Below are 13,864 nucleotides of genomic sequence, written 5' to 3' on the forward strand. Positions count from 1 at the left end.
GGCAGCGTGATCCACATCAGCGAAACCCTGGTACTGCAGACCGTCGAGGACTTCCTCGACGCCGACGAGCTCACCCACCTCCGCAAGGTGATGGCAGAGGAACGGCACGCCACGGGCTGGACCCCGCGCCATCAGGCCGAGGTCGTGCCGGCCCCGGCAGCGGCGCAGGAGGTCCTGGGCCGGGCCACCGAGCGTGCGCTGCCCGCCATCCGCCGGGCCATGCCCTCCATCGCGGCTGCCGCACCCTGGGGCTACACCGAGCTCGGTACCGGCCAGCGGGTACCCACCCACCTGGACGGCATCCCCCGGCATGCGGTCGCGCCGCGCCGCATCGGCCGCATCCGGGTCGTGCTCGAAGAAGCCGACGAGGGCGGCGACTTCTATGTCGAGACCACCTCCAGCGATGCGGTGTGGACCGGCGAACTCGCCGGCGAGGCGGAGGGCTTCCACGCCGGTACGGCCCTGACGCACCGCCTTCCGCACGCGCCGGGCCCCGACACCCACCAGCACGACTCCGAGCCCACCTGGCTGCGGAACGCCCGCCGTACCCGCTGGACCACCGCGGCCGGGGCGGGCGTCGCCGTCGCCTACGGCGCCCAGGTGATCCACGGCGTCCTGCCCGTGCGCGCGGGCAGGGTCCGCAAGTTCGTCACCGACTTGCTGGACACGCAGTAGTCGTCCCGCGCCCGGCCCGGCTCCGGTACGGCCTGCGCACAGCAGGAAGCGCCCGGATTTCACCTGTACGGCCCTGTCAGGGGTGCGCTCCGGGCACCGGTGATGCACAAAGGTGTCACACGCCCCAGCAGCCGATCCGCGGGTGGCTGTCACTGGGCGAAAGGTCGTCACCGGATGCTTTCACGAACAGACGGCAGAACTGCTGTGGACGCAGGGCGCAGCCCGCGGACGGTGCTGTGGGGCGCGGCGGGCCTGGTGACCTTCGGATTTCTCATCGCGCTGGAGGTCACCGCGCGTCATTACGGCATGCGCGGGCCGATCACCAACCAGGCGCGCGAGGTGATTTTCGCTCCGAAATCCGGTCCGCTGCTCTACGGCAGCATGGCATTGATGATGGTGGTGCTGCCGTGGCGGCAGCGGTTCATCGCAGCCGGTGTCGCGGTGGGCATCGACGTCGTCTTTTTCTTGGTGCGGTGGGTTTTCGACGCCAAGATGATGTTCGGCAACGGTGCGTTGTGGGTGGTGCTGGGGTGTGCGGTCATCGCCGTCACACGCCGTACCGGCAGGGAACGCGCGCTGCTGCTCAAGGGTGTGGGGCTGGGTCTGCTGCTGGTGGCCGGCCGTAAGACCGGTGACACGTGGCTGCTGATCACGTCGAAGACGCGTCCGATGGTCCTCGACCAGTACCTGGCGGTCGCCGATCACGCGCTGGGCAATCCGTCGTGGTTCGTGGGCCGGTTCGTCAGGGCCACCGGCCCGATCGGCGAACATCTCCTGGACTACGTCTACATCCAGCTTGCGGTGGCGGCGGTCCTCGTCTCGTTCTACCAGCTGCGCAATGTGGCGGCCGAGCGCCGTTTTCCGAGACATCACCTGGTGCGGACCTTCCTGGTGATCGGGCTGCTGGGGCCGGCCATCTACATGATCTTCCCGGTGGTCGGGCCGATCTTCGCGTACGGCTCCGGCGGCGTTGCCGGGGGGCACCGGGCGGTGGTGGACCTGTGGCCGGACACGCAGGTGATCATCACCGCACCGCACGCGATACCGTTCGAGGGGACCGTCTTCCGCAACTGCATGCCCAGCCTGCACACCGCATGGGTCACCGCGATCTTCATTCATTCGCGCAAGGGCCCGCGGCTGCTGCGCTTCTTCGGCACGTTCTGGCTGGTCGCCACGTTCGTCGCCATGCTGGGATTCGGCTACCACTACGGCGCGGACATCATCGCCGGTGTGGTGTTCGCCCTCACGATCGAGACGGCTCTGCGCTCCCAGGTACGCGGCTGGGACCGGCGGGGAATGCGGCTGGTCGCTTACGGCGCCACGGTGTTCACGGCGCTCCTGGTGTCGTACCGCTGCCTGCCGGTGGAGATGGCCACGTATCCGTGGGTGTTCGGACCCCTTCTCCTGCTGGCGACGGCCTCGGTGATCTACGGCTATGTGCGGGTCTCGGCGTTCCCACCGCCGTCTCGAAGCTCCCGGCCCCTCTCCGGTCCCCCTGACCGGTCCGCTGCCTGCGCCGGTGCTCCCGGGACCACCGGGGCTTCGCCGAGGGAGGGCTGAGAGACCATGGCCACCCGTTCGTATGCTGATGCCCTCTCCGACGTTGTTCGTCCGGTTGGCCGGGGAATGGACGCCGCAGGGGGTGGTGGTACGTGATGCCGGAACCGCCGGTCACCTCGCACAACGAGTGGGACCCGCTGGAGGAAGTCGTCGTCGGGCGTCTCGACGGCGCGGTGATCCCCTCCAGCCTGCCGGTCGTGGCGTACAGCGTCGCGCCCTGGGCGGCGCGGCTGCACGGGCTTGCCGCCGGGCGCAGGTATCCGCGCGTCCTGATGGAGCGCGCCCAGCAGGAGCTCGATCAGTTCGTCGCCCTCCTGCAGTCCCTCGGCATCACGGTGACCCGCCCGGACGCGGTCGACCACAGGCGGCGTTTCGCCACCCCGGACTGGTCGTCACGCGGCTTCTGCAACACCTGTCCGCGGGACAGCATGCTCGTGATCGGCGACGAGATCATCGAGACCCCGATGGCATGGCCCTGCCGGTATTTCGAGACGCATTCCTACCGCGGACTCCTCAAGGACTACTTCCGGCGCGGTGCGCGCTGGACCGCCGCGCCGAAGCCGCAACTGACGGACGAGTTGTTCGAGAAGGACTTCCGTGCCCCGGAGGCCGGTGAGCCCCTCCGGTACATCGTCACCGAATTCGAGCCGGTATTCGACGCGGCGGACTTCGTACGCGCCGGACGCGACCTGTTCGTCACGCGGAGCAACGTGACCAACCGCATGGGCATCGAGTGGTTGCGCCGCCATCTCGGGCCCGGCTACCGCATCCACGAGATCGAGAGCCGCTGCCGGACCCCGATGCACATCGACACGACGCTGGCCCTGCTCGCGCCGGGAAAGGTACTGATCAACCCCGACTACATCGACGTCGACCGCCTGCCCGACACCCTGCGGTCATGGGACGTCCTCGTCGCCCCCGAGCCCAACCCCATCGACGAGCGCCTGCTCAAGCTCACCTCGATGTGCAGCAAATGGCTCAGCATGAACGTCCTCATGCTCGACGAGAAACGGGTGATCGTGGAGCGGCACCACACCGACATGGTGCGCGCGCTCAAGAAATGGGGTTTCGAACCGATCCCGTGCGACCTGCTGCACTACGCGCCCTTCGGCGGCTCGTTCCACTGCGCGACGCTCGACGTCCGGCGCCGTGGCACGCTCGAGTCGTACTTCAGCTGATCCGACGCCCGTCGGGGGAGGGCACGAAGTCGAAGACGGCCTCGACTCCCGTGATCTGGAAGAGTCGCCGCACCTGCTCGGGGACGGCTCCGGTGATGAGCAGGCTGCGCTGCTGGTGGACACGGATCAGCACGTTGAGCCCGGTGGAGTCCATGAACGTGACGCCGGAGAGGTCCACGATCACCCTTCGACCGGTCGTGCCGGCCATGGCCACCTCGTACCAGTGGTCGGCCGAGGCCATGTCGAGCTCGCCCGACAAGTACGTCGTGCCGTGCAGGCGACCCGGCTCGTCGCGCAGGTCTGGGGCCTTGCTGTCGTACGTCATGCCTCCACTGTGCCCGAGGGCCGGCCGACGGCGCACGTTCGGCGCCGCGCGGCGGACCCCGGGCGGCAGCGGTCGATCAGGAACGAGGATGCAGGTAGAAGACCTCGTTGACGGCCGGGGTGCCGTCGGAGTTCCGCTGGTACGGCCACTGGAGCAGCCAGGTCCCGTCGCCCGTGCGGTTGTGGTCGACGTTGGCGACCTGGCGGGTGGCGTGGTTGCGGAGCACGGTGAGGTTGGGCAAGCGCCAGTCGGGGTGTTCCAGAGTGAAGTTCTGGGTGTCGCGCTGGGGGCCGCCCGGGTCGGGCTCGCCGTTGGGGCCGTGGCAGTCCCAGATGTTCAGGTAGTCGCCGTTGGTGCTCTTCTGGCCCTTGTTGACGTCCAGGCATTTGCCGCTGCTGAGCGTCCGGATGCGGTACAGCGGCTGCCCGGTCTCGGCGGAGCGTCCCGCCGGCACCAGGCGCCAGCGCTGGTTGCTGCCGCCGTTGGCGTGGTAGATGATCACGTGGCTGCCGTTGGCGGTTTGGCCGTTGTAGACGTCCAGGAGCCGGTCACTGTTGTCCGCGTGGATGGTCAGGTCCCGGGGGCTGCCCGAGGCGCGCAGGGTGGAGAAGCCGACGGGCCAGTGGTCGCTCCCGTAGTTGGGGTTCACGGTCGCCTGCCAGTTCTGCGTGTTGACGTTGGAGGCCGCGAAGTCGAGCTCGTTGCCGCTCTGCTGGGTGGCCTGGCCGCTGTTGTAGATCCGGGTGTTCTGCGGTACCCCGTCGTTGAGGACGTTCCGCGGGGAGCGGTTGAAGTCGCCGAGCACGACCCAGTTCGGGACGTTGGTGCCGGCCGCGTACCCGGCGACCCGGCGGATGAGCGCGGCCGCGTCGTTGCGCCGCCCGCCGTTGGACCCCGCGTGCACGGAGGCGAAGACGGTCCGGTCCTCGCGGCGCACCACTGCCAGCGCCGAGCGGTAGCCGCCCGTCAGCTCCTGGACGGAGTCCGGATAGAACGACGTGACGATGCCGAGGTTGCGGGATCTCTGGTCGAGGATGTGCAGGTAGCGGAACTGCCCGCTGCCGACGTCCCACAGGTACGAGCGGATGTTGCCGTTCCGGCCGAGCAGGTGCGCACCGGCGGGCGCGGCCCTGGGCACCTCCTGGAGGGCCACGACCCCGAAGGTGCGCGACAGCCTCTGCACGCCCGACCAACGGCTGGAGCCGACCTGCATGTTCCAGGTGGCCAAGCGGTGGGTGTCGGGGTCGGCGGCGGCCGCGGGCCCGCCGCCGACCAGCAGCATCGTGCAGGCGAGCACCCCGGCCAGCACCGCGGCGCCGATCCGGCGCGCGAGGGTGACCGGGGTGGTGTCGAATGATGTCAAGGACATGCCGAGATTCTTCACGTCGGGCGATGGCCCACGGAAGGGGGGAACACGCCGGAGATCAAGGAGGGTGCGGGAAAAACGGCCCGCTCCCGCGACGGCGGCTCGTAGGGTTGCGTCATGTCGCCTGTCTCTCTCCTCGTCATCGGCGCCGGCGATCGAGGCACCGGGTACGCACGGTGGGCCCTGCAGCACCCCGACCGGGCCACGGTCGTCGGCGTGGCCGAGCCACGCCTCGTGCGCCGCGCCCGGCTCGCCGAAGAACACGGCATCGCACCCGGTAACGCGGTGGCGCACTGGAAGGAGTTCGCCGCGCGCGGCCGGATCGCCGATGCCGTCCTGATCTGCACTCTCGACCGCGACCACGTCGAGCCCACCGAGGCCTTCGCCGCCCTCGGCTACCACGTCATGCTCGAAAAACCGATGGCACTGGACGAAGAGTCCTGCCGGCGCATCGTGACCGCAGTGGAGAAGGCCGGGGTCATGCTCGCCGTGGGCCACGTCCTGCGCTACACCCCCTACACACAGGCGCTCAAAGCCGTCGTCGACTCCGGACGGCTCGGCGACATCATGAGCATCCAGCACCTGGAGCCGGTCGGCTTCTGGCACCACGCCCACTCCTACGTCCGCGGCAACTGGCGGAACACCGACGTGGCGACGACCATGCTGATGGCCAAGTCGTGCCACGACCTGGACTGGCTGCAGTACATCGTCGGGCAGCCGCCGCTACGGCTGTCCAGCTTCGGCCGCCTCTCGCACTTCACCCCGGCCAACCGGCCCGCCGAGGCCGCCGACCGGTGCGTCGAGTGCCCGGTCGAGGCCCGCTGCCCGTACTCCGCCGTGCGCTTCTACGGCGGCATGCTCGACCGGGGCGAACACCGCTGGCCGCTCGGCGTCGTCGTCGACGACTTCACCCCCGACGCACTCGACCAGGCCCTGCGCACGGGCCCGTACGGGCGGTGCGTGTACGCCTGCGACAACGACGTGGTCGACCATCAGGTCGTCGCGATGGAGTTCCCCGGCGGGGTCACCGCCACCTTCACCATGACCGCGTTCACCGAAGGCGGCCCTCGCAGGACCCGGATCTTCGGCACCCGCGGCGAACTGTACGGCGACGGCCGGACGATACGGATCCATGACTTCCTGACCCGCAGCGACGAGGAGGTCATGCCCGTACGGCAGGGGGAGATGACCGCGGCCGGCGGCCACGGCGGCGGCGACGCGGGGCTCATGGACGCCTTCGTCGCGGCCGTGGCCACCGGGGATCCCACGCGGATCACCTCGGGCCCCCGCGACTCCCTCGCCAGCCACCTGGCGGTTCTTGCGGCCGAGCGCGCGCGAGCGAACGGTACGGTCGAAACGCTCGTGGCCGAGCGCTAGCGGGTCAAGGAGTGCCGGCGGCTCGAATACGTGTCCGAAGATCGCCAGGCGTCCGCTCGGACGCAGCACCCGGGCCGCCTTCACGGCTCCGGCGACCGGGTCCACCCAGTGCCACGACTGGGCGGCGATCAATGCGTCGAACGCTCGGCCGGCCGGCTCCCAGGCTTCGAAGGTCGCCACCTCGACCTGCAAGCCGCGGGATCGAGCGAAGTCGGCCATCCGTGCATCCGGCTGCGCCGGTTCCGGCTGCTCGCGGGGTAAGGGCATGCGTTCACTTCAATCTCGCCGCCACCGGATGAGGTGCGGTCAAACCCGCGCAAATCAGTCAAATAATTGATGCCTATAGTATGGCGGGTGTTTTCGCGAATAAGCTGCAGAACCAAGTCCGCCGCGTGGCGTCGACCGCGGACGATCCTGTGGGCCACGGCGGGCGTGGTGACCCTGGGATTCCTCATCATGCTGGAGATCGCCGCGCGTCGCTACTGCGGCGTACCGGGGCCGATCACCGCCCAGGCGCGAGAGGTGATATTCGCCCCGAAACCCGGCCCGCTGTACGGCGGCATGGCCTTGATGATGGTGGTTCTCACCTGGCGGCAACGGTTCATCGCGGCCGGCGCGGCCATCGGCATCGACATCGTCTTCGTGCTGGTGCGGTGGGCGGTCGACGCCAAGGTGGACAGCGATCACTTCTTCGGCAACGGTGCGCTGTGGGTGATGCTGGGCTGTGCCGTCATCGCCGTCACGCGCCGCACCGGCAAGGAACGCGTTCTGCTGCTCAAGGGCGTCGGACTGGGCCTGCTGCTGGTGGCCGGCCGCAAGACCGGTGACACGTGGCTGCTCATCACCTCGAAGACACGCCCCACGGTGCTCGACCCGTACGTGGCCACCGCCGACCACGCGCTGGGCAACCCGTCGTGGGTGATGGGCCGGATCCTGCGGGCCACCGCCCCGATCGGCACCCACATCGTCGACGTCGTCTACGCCCAGCTCGCGGTCGCCGCGGTTGCCGTCGCGCTGTACCAGCTGCGCAACGTGGCGACCGAGCGACGCTTCCCGACCCACCACCTGGTGCGCACCTTTCTGGTGATCGGCCTCCTCGGACCGGCCATCTACATGATCTTCCCGGTGGTCGGACCGGTCTTCGCCTACGGCCCGGGCGCCTCCGGCACCGGCGGCGTGCAGTGGGCCGTGGCCAACCTGTGGCCGAACACCCCGCCGCCGATCGGCGCGCTGCACGCGGTGCCGTACGACGCGATCACCCCGCGCAACTGCATGCCCAGCCTGCACACGGCATGGGCCACCACGATCTTCATTCATTCCCGCAAGGGCCCCCGGCTGCTGCGCTACGCCGGCGCCTTCTGGCTGGTCGCCACGCTCAGCGCGACGCTGGGGTTCGGCTACCACTACGGCGTGGATCTCGTGGCCGGCGTGGTGTTCGCGCTCACGATCGAGACGGCCATGCGCGCGTTCGACCGTGGCTGGGACCGCTCGGCGATCCAGCTGGTCGGCTATGGCGCGACGGTCTTCGCCGCGCTCCTGACGGCGTACCGGTATCTGCCGATGGAGATGGCCGAGCACCCGTGGGTGTTCGGACCGCTTCTCCTTCTGGCGATGGGCTCGGTGATCTACGGCTACGTACGGACCACCCGGCGCTGGGAGCCGAACGCACCCGAGCCCGTGCCGGCGCGACGAGCGGAACCGCAGCCCGAACCGGTGTGACCCGGTTGAATCCGTCGCCCTTTCCCGGCCCCCGGGCGAGGGCGACGGGTTCAGTCCCGTGAGTTGCCGAAAAGGATGCGGTAGCCGATGAGCAGCACCAGCGATCCTCCGATGGCCGAGAGCCACGTGGCCCCGTCGAAGAAGTGATTGCTGATGGACCGGTGCAGGAACTTGGCCGAGAGCCATCCCCCGATGAACGCTCCGGCAATTCCGATGAGCGTGGTGCCGATGAGTCCGCCCGGATCCCGCCCGGGCAACAGGATCTTGGCAATTGCTCCGGCCAGGAGACCGAGAACGATCCAGCCGATGATGCCCATTCCGTTCTTTCCTTTCCCCGGTGCCCCGATCCTGGAGGTGAGGGAGCACGTGGGTGAGGACGCCCGTGAAGGGGATCCGGTTCAGTGCTCGCCGGTTCACAGGCTCTCTTCGTTCTCGGCCAGCACAATGACGTGGTCGTCCTGGCGGAGGGTGAGCGGCGTGCCCTTCAGCGGATTGAGGTGAATTCCGTAGAACGGCGGCGCGTTGCGGTCCCGTCCCAGCCGGTAGCCGACGGCTGTCTCCCCCCGTCTGCGCGCGGCCTCGATGACGGTGGCGAAATTCGCCTCCACGCCGGCCTTCAGGTACTGGTGCGCCGGCTTGAGGTAGATCTCCGAGCCCGCGGGGTCGAGAAGGTCGCAGAGGACCTCGTGCAGTTGCGGACTTTCGACCAGCTGGGTCAGCAGCAGGCAGATCAGCTTGCTGCTGACGATGAAGTCGTCGGCCTTGGTGACCTGGGCGACCTCCCGGTTGCTGTCGTTGTTCATCTCCGAGACGATCGAGTACGGGTCGCCCAGCGCCTCTTCGATGTCCCGCAGGTGCAGCAGGGTCACCAGGGTCCTGTTGTCGGCGAGCTCCGGATCGACCGATTCGTCCGTGAGGACCAGGATGTGCTGGTAGTCGCCCGGGTGGAGGGCCTCCAGCGATGCCCTGCTCGTGGGCCGGCACGGGCGGTGGCCGAGGGTGAGGTTCGCCAGGCCGGTGGCGAGAGCGCCGGGACGGGTGGGAGAGGCGACGTCGAGGTGCGAGCCGGGCCGGACGAACCGGTCGAGCAGGTCGATGATGGTGCCGGCGCGGGAGTTCCAGCCGATCAGCAGCGTGCGGTCGGGGGCCCGTTGCCAGGGTCGGCCGTCGGCGATGGCCGACTCCACGGCCTTGACCGGGACGTCCGCCAGCTTCACGAGGATGTCGTCCTCGGCGATCAGGATCACGGCGTCGTCCGCGGTGAGGACCGTGGACATCTCGGGGTTGAGGCGGACGCGCCCCTCCTTGGTGTACAGGCCGATCGGGGCACCGCTGCGGTAGAGGTCGAGGATCTCCCCGTACGTCGAGCCGCTGAGCGTCGGTTCGTGCCTGATGTAGATCTCGTTCCCGTAGAAGCTCAGCAGCTCGTTGCACACCGCCGACAGGCCCGCTTGCCGGTGCGACTGCACGACGAGCCGCACGGCGAGGTCGTCGGCGTCGACGACCAGCCCGCTCTCGCCGGCCGCGAGCCGGGCGGCCGCGAGGTTGCCCGAATCCATCACCGCCGCGACGAACGGCGGCCGACCGTGTTCCCACGACCTGTTGTTGAGGATCAGCAGGGTCTTGATGACGGTGGTGTCGCCGTCGGCGGAGAAGGGCGGGAGCACCATGATCGACCTGGCGGTGTCCGGGCTCACCAGCTGCAGATCGGCCTGCTTCAACGGATTGCCCGAACGGCAGATGACCTGGGTCCGGCCCGTCCACGGAACCCGCGTGCGGATCTGTTCCTCCATGGCGACCTTGTCGCGGTCGGCGAGGATCACCACGCAGGACCGGCGCTGGCTCTGGTTGGCCTCGACGAGCTCCTCGACGACCGTGAAGATGTGCTCCGACCAGCCGAGCACCAGCGTGTGGCCGCGCTCGATGATGCGGGAGCGGCCGTTGCGCAGCAGCTGGAGCCGGTGGTTGAGGCCCGTGGTCAGCACACCGATGAGGGTGCTGACGATGAAGATGCCGCCCAGCGTGACCGCCAGCATGAGCCCGAGGAACAGCGGACTGCCGTGATCGCCGCCCATGGTGCCCGGGTCGAGCGTGCGCAGCAGACTCATCCACGCCACCCCGGCCCAGCCGCCGTTGGACTCGGTGTCCTCGTCGGTCAGGAGCACGACGCCCACCGTGGTGACGGCGATCAGTGCCAGTGATCCGAGGCCCAACCAGCCGATCAGCGCAGGCGTGCCGCGGTCCATCGTGCTCTCGAACCAGTACCGCAGCCGGTCCCGTCGTTTCACCCGCATGCATCCCGCCCCTCCGGGCCGTCCCTCGGCCGCGAGGGACCGGCCGTCGCGTCGACCGGCGCCACGGAAGATATCCATGCCCGGAGGCGCCGGTCCGTACCGTGAGTGGCACGCTTCGCAGGGCGCTACTTGTGGTCGCGCAGGAAGGCGGAGATCTCCTCGCGGGTCGGGTGGTTCGGCAGGGGCGCCGGCTTGTCGTCCAGGAATGCGGTGACGACGTCGGCGGCCCGGTCGTTGTTGCCGTCCAGGCCGTTCCACATGTGGTGCCCCACACCCGGCATGTACTGGGTGCGTTCGACGGCGGGGTCCTCGGCGAGGACGGTGGTCGCCCATTGGCGTACCTGCGAGGAGCATTCGGCGATCATCAGCATGGCGGGGGTCCTCGCGTGCCGGAGTTGCGGCGCGACGGAGGGGGAGTCCTTCACCGTTTGCTGGACGCGAAGGCTGGCGGCGGGGCTGAAGGAGAAGTTCCGTGCCGTGTCCTCGCGCGGGATGCGGTGCGCGTCGCGGGCGCAGTAGGCGGACGCCGTGTCGCTGCCGAGGTCGGCGGCGGTGAACGCGTTGTCGCCCTCGGCCTGTCCGACGAGCCCGGTGTCCGGGGTGAGCAGGCCGAGGCGCATGAGGCCGAAGGCCACGGCGTAACGGGGGACGTACGTCGAGCGGGGCCCGGTCATGGCCGGCGCAAGGCCGCGGGCGGACGGGCGTCCCTTGTGCCCGGCGATCCTCGCCGTGGGGCCGTCCATCGGTCCGGGCTCGGCGATGACCGCCCGGTGCAGCTGCGCGGCGACGGCAGGCTCGGCCAGGGCCCGGGTGAGCACGACCCCGCCGGACGAGAAGCCGAGGACGTCGACCGTGCCCTTGTCGAGACGGCGGGTGAAGGCGGCGAGATCACGAACCGACCGGGAGATGGAGTACTGGCCCATCGGCAGCAGGTCGCTGCGCCCGGCGCCGGCCGCCTCGTAGGCGTAGACGTCGTGGCCCCGGTGCGCCAGGAGTTGCAGGAACCGGTGGTCGAGCACCGATATGCCGCGCACCGGCCCGCCGTTGAGGTACACGAGCGGGACGGGGTGACGGGGGCCGGGGCCATCGGGCGGGTAGTGGTAGACGGCGACGCGACTGCCGGTGTCCAGGCTCCAGTGCTGGGCGGCGACGAACGGCAGATCGGGCGGACGATGCCGGGTCGTCGGCGCGGTCGGGACGCAGACCGACGCCGTCAGCGCCGCCGCGACGAGCACCGGCACGAAGGGCGCGAGCCGCGCCGACCGGGTCCGGCCGCGGCCCCGCCACAGTGCGGCGCCGGAAGCGACGGCGAGAGTTGTCAGCCAGGCGGCGAGTCCCGAGCCGGCCCCGTCCGTGAGGACGACCAGCGCGAGAAAGACAACGACCAGTGCCGCAACGGCGGTCAGTGCCAGCAGTAAGCGTCGGGCGGGGCGAGCGAGCACAGGGGACCTCCGGGCAGTAGGGAACGTCATTTCGGAACGCCGTTCCAGAACGATGTTTCAAAACGACGTTATCAGAGACCGGTAGGCTTCCTGCCGTGGCAAGGCCGAGAACGAACGACGAGACCGTCAAGGAACGGCTCGTGGTGTGCGCGACGCAGCTGCTCGCCACAGGGCCGCGGGAGTCCGTCACGGTCCGCGCCGTGGCCTCCGCCGCCGGCGCGTCGACGACTGCGGTGTACTCCCTGTTCGGCGGCAAGGACGGGCTCATCGCGGCGGTGCGCGACAGGGCCGTCGCCGGGCTGTTCCAGGACGTGTCGGCGGTGCCGGTCTCCGAGGATCCCCTCGCCGACATCCATGCGCTGGCCGTCGCCTACCGGCGCTGGGGATGCGGGCACAGCCACCTGTACACGGTGCTCTTCGGAGGCGTGCAGTCGTTCGACCCGTCGGGCGCGGTCGGCACCCGCGACCCCATCGGCCCGCTCGTCGCAGCCATCGACCGGGCCGTGGCAGGAGGTGTTCTCGCCGGCGCGACCCCCTCGATCGCCCTGTCGATCTGGGTGACCCTGCACGGGCTCGTGACCCTCGAACTGGCCGGAGCCTTCGACGCCCCCACGGCCGAGGCGGCGTTCGGACCGACGATCCGGGCCACGCTGCGGGGCTGGACGACCCCCGAGGTCTTCCGCAGCCTCCGGCACGCCGAACCGGCGGGTGCGCACGACGTGCGGCACAGCCGGCCGTAGGCCCACCAGGGCACGGTGTGCCCTGGTGATCGAGGACGTACAGGCCGGGCCTGCCCCCATGGTGCTCGATCGTCCCGGCCACCCCGGGAACTTCCCGGACAGCGCCAACCGCAACACTGTGCCGGCAGACCGTCCCCAACCCGCCCCCGCACCCCTAGAGTCGGGGACCGTGATCCTGGGTATGGTGTGCGCGCTCGGTTCGGCGGTCTGTTTCGGCACCGCCTCCGTCCTGCAAGCCGTCGCCGCGCGGGCGACCGAGGCCGGCAGCGGATCCGGTGTGGACACCGTCCTGTTGGTCCGCGTCGTCCGCCAGTGGCGTTACCTCGCAGGTCTCGCACTCGACGGCCTCGGCTTCCTCCTGGAACTCGTCGCCCTGCGCTCCCTGCCGATCTACGCGGTCGGCGCCGCCCTCGCCGCGAGCCTCGCCGTGACGGCGGTGACCGCCTCGCGCGTCCTGCGGGTCCGCCTCAGTGGCATCGAATGGGCCGCCGTCGCCGTGGTGTGCGGCGGGCTCGCCCTGCTCGCCCTGGCCTCCGGAAGTGAGGGTTCCGGCACGGGCTCGACGGCCCTGCGCGTCGGTGTCCTGTGCGTCGCCGCCGGCGTCCTCGCCATCGGCGCCGCGGCGGGCCGCCTCCCCGGCCGCGCCCGCGCGGCCACCCTGGGCCTGGGCGCCGGCCTCGGCTTCGGCGTCGTCGAGGTCGCCGTCCGCCTCATCGACGACCTCAGCCTCCCCGCACTCCTGACCAACCCCGCCTCCTACGCCCTCCTCCTCGGCGGCGGCGCGGCCTTCCTCCTCCTGACCTCCGCCCTGCACCGCGGCTCGGTCACGGCCGCCACGGCCGGCATGGTCATCGGCGAGACCCTCGGCCCGGCCTGGGTCGGCGTCGCCTGGCTCGGCGACACGACCCGCCCGGGCCTCCTCCCTCTCGCGGTGGCGGGCTTCACCCTGGCGGTCCTGGGGGCACTTGCCCTGGCACGGTTCGGCGAGGCGGGAGTGGAGGGGGAGGCGGAGACGGAGGGGGAGTCCGGGACGGGATGACCAGGTCGTGTCCGGCGGATCATGCAGTGCCCCGCGCCCCTGACGGGGCGCCGTGGACACGCCCTAGGTGTGTTGTCCCGGCAGGTTGGTGACACGGCTGGCGGGTGTTTGGCCTGCGATGCCGGTGTGGGGTCGGTGGTAGTTGTACC

At 70.1% G+C, this 13,864-nt stretch carries 12 protein-coding genes and 1 pseudogene; 7 read left to right on the forward strand and 6 right to left on the reverse strand.

Translation table 11 applies throughout. The features are described 5' to 3' along the window. Positions 1-6 precede the first annotated feature (6 nt). From AB0K17_RS25060 to AB0K17_RS25070, 3 genes are all read left to right on the forward strand, one after another. A complete protein-coding gene (locus AB0K17_RS25060; RefSeq protein ID WP_365969807.1) occupies positions 7-675 on the forward strand; it encodes a hypothetical protein in 669 nt (222 codons plus the stop codon). Positions 676-849: 174 nt separating this feature from the next. Then, positions 850-2,235 (forward strand): phosphatase PAP2 family protein, encoded by a 1,386-nt coding sequence (locus tag AB0K17_RS25065; RefSeq protein WP_365984317.1) that lies wholly within the window; start codon positions 850-852, stop codon positions 2,233-2,235. 95 nt (positions 2,236-2,330) lie between these two features. Further along, positions 2,331-3,413 (forward strand): amidinotransferase, encoded by a 1,083-nt coding sequence (locus tag AB0K17_RS25070; RefSeq protein WP_365968129.1) that lies wholly within the window; start codon positions 2,331-2,333, stop codon positions 3,411-3,413. On the opposite strand, the gene AB0K17_RS25075 is transcribed toward AB0K17_RS25070, so the two are convergent. Together AB0K17_RS25075 and AB0K17_RS25080 are read right to left on the reverse strand one after the other, a co-directional pair. Beyond that, positions 3,406-3,738 carry an STAS domain-containing protein gene (locus AB0K17_RS25075; RefSeq protein ID WP_365968130.1) on the reverse strand — a complete coding sequence of 111 codons (333 nt, stop codon included), beginning with the start codon at positions 3,736-3,738 and terminating at the stop codon, positions 3,406-3,408. The genes AB0K17_RS25070 and AB0K17_RS25075 overlap by 8 nt on opposite strands. Before the next feature lie 76 nt (positions 3,739-3,814). Beyond that, a complete protein-coding gene (locus AB0K17_RS25080) occupies positions 3,815-5,107 on the reverse strand; it encodes an RICIN domain-containing protein (protein WP_365968131.1) in 1,293 nt (430 codons plus the stop codon). A 114-nt stretch (positions 5,108-5,221) separates the two neighbouring features. Between AB0K17_RS25080 and AB0K17_RS25085 the strand changes: the two genes are divergently transcribed. After that, positions 5,222-6,481: a Gfo/Idh/MocA family oxidoreductase gene (locus tag AB0K17_RS25085; RefSeq protein ID WP_365968132.1), complete on the forward strand. Its 1,260-nt coding sequence runs from the start codon at positions 5,222-5,224 to the stop codon at positions 6,479-6,481. A 12-nt stretch (positions 6,482-6,493) separates the two neighbouring features. On the opposite strand, the pseudogene AB0K17_RS25090 reads toward AB0K17_RS25085, so the two are convergent. Next, positions 6,494-6,715 (reverse strand): annotated as a pseudogene (locus AB0K17_RS25090) (methyltransferase domain-containing protein); the annotation flags it as partial. 102 nt (positions 6,716-6,817) lie between these two features. On the opposite strand from AB0K17_RS25090, the gene AB0K17_RS25095 reads away from it, so the two are divergent. Further along, complete coding sequence (locus AB0K17_RS25095; protein ID WP_365968133.1) at positions 6,818-8,200, forward strand: phosphatase PAP2 family protein; 1,383 nt, start codon at positions 6,818-6,820, stop codon at positions 8,198-8,200. A 50-nt stretch (positions 8,201-8,250) separates the two neighbouring features. Here AB0K17_RS25095 and AB0K17_RS25100 read toward each other — a convergent pair whose 3' ends face one another. The 3 genes from AB0K17_RS25100 to AB0K17_RS25110 all read right to left on the reverse strand — a co-directional run bounded on the left by AB0K17_RS25100 (position 8,251) and on the right by AB0K17_RS25110 (position 11,936). Then, positions 8,251-8,517, reverse strand: a complete 267-nt coding sequence (locus tag AB0K17_RS25100; protein WP_365968134.1) for a GlsB/YeaQ/YmgE family stress response membrane protein — start codon at positions 8,515-8,517, stop codon at positions 8,251-8,253. A gap of 96 nt (positions 8,518-8,613) precedes the next feature. Further along, positions 8,614-10,494, reverse strand: a complete 1,881-nt coding sequence (locus tag AB0K17_RS25105) for a potassium transporter TrkA (RefSeq protein ID WP_365968135.1) — start codon at positions 10,492-10,494, stop codon at positions 8,614-8,616. Positions 10,495-10,619: 125 nt separating this feature from the next. Continuing rightward, entirely contained in the window at positions 10,620-11,936 is a 1,317-nt protein-coding gene (locus AB0K17_RS25110; protein WP_365968136.1) for an alpha/beta hydrolase, read from the reverse strand. A 95-nt stretch (positions 11,937-12,031) separates the two neighbouring features. On the opposite strand from AB0K17_RS25110, the gene AB0K17_RS25115 reads away from it, so the two are divergent. Both AB0K17_RS25115 and AB0K17_RS25120 read left to right on the forward strand, forming a co-directional pair. Beyond that, the gene (locus AB0K17_RS25115) at positions 12,032-12,676 is read left to right on the forward strand and encodes a TetR/AcrR family transcriptional regulator (protein WP_365968137.1); all 645 of its coding nucleotides are present in this window, start codon (positions 12,032-12,034) and stop codon (positions 12,674-12,676) included. 181 nt (positions 12,677-12,857) lie between these two features. After that, the gene (locus tag AB0K17_RS25120) at positions 12,858-13,715 is read left to right on the forward strand and encodes a hypothetical protein (RefSeq protein WP_365984319.1); all 858 of its coding nucleotides are present in this window, start codon (positions 12,858-12,860) and stop codon (positions 13,713-13,715) included. The last annotated feature ends 149 nt before the right edge of the window (positions 13,716-13,864 follow it).

It is taken from the genome of Streptomyces sp. NPDC049585 (assembly GCF_040675615.1).
Classification (GTDB): domain Bacteria; phylum Actinomycetota; class Actinomycetes; order Streptomycetales; family Streptomycetaceae; genus Streptomyces; species Streptomyces luteosporeus.

Coding starts and splice junctions, on each gene's coding strand:
- AB0K17_RS25065 (WP_365984317.1), top strand. CDS start 850: ATGCTTTCACGAACAGACGGCAGAACTGCTGTGGACGCAGGGCGCAGC.
- AB0K17_RS25070 (WP_365968129.1), top strand. CDS start 2,331: ATGCCGGAACCGCCGGTCACCTCGCACAACGAGTGGGACCCGCTGGAG.
- AB0K17_RS25075 (WP_365968130.1), bottom strand. CDS start 3,738: ATGACGTACGACAGCAAGGCCCCAGACCTGCGCGACGAGCCGGGTCGC.
- AB0K17_RS25080 (WP_365968131.1), bottom strand. CDS start 5,107: ATGTCCTTGACATCATTCGACACCACCCCGGTCACCCTCGCGCGCCGG.
- AB0K17_RS25085 (WP_365968132.1), top strand. CDS start 5,222: ATGTCGCCTGTCTCTCTCCTCGTCATCGGCGCCGGCGATCGAGGCACC.
- AB0K17_RS25095 (WP_365968133.1), top strand. CDS start 6,818: ATGCCTATAGTATGGCGGGTGTTTTCGCGAATAAGCTGCAGAACCAAG.
- AB0K17_RS25100 (WP_365968134.1), bottom strand. CDS start 8,517: ATGGGCATCATCGGCTGGATCGTTCTCGGTCTCCTGGCCGGAGCAATT.
- AB0K17_RS25105 (WP_365968135.1), bottom strand. CDS start 10,494: ATGCGGGTGAAACGACGGGACCGGCTGCGGTACTGGTTCGAGAGCACG.
- AB0K17_RS25120 (WP_365984319.1), top strand. CDS start 12,858: ATGGTGTGCGCGCTCGGTTCGGCGGTCTGTTTCGGCACCGCCTCCGTC.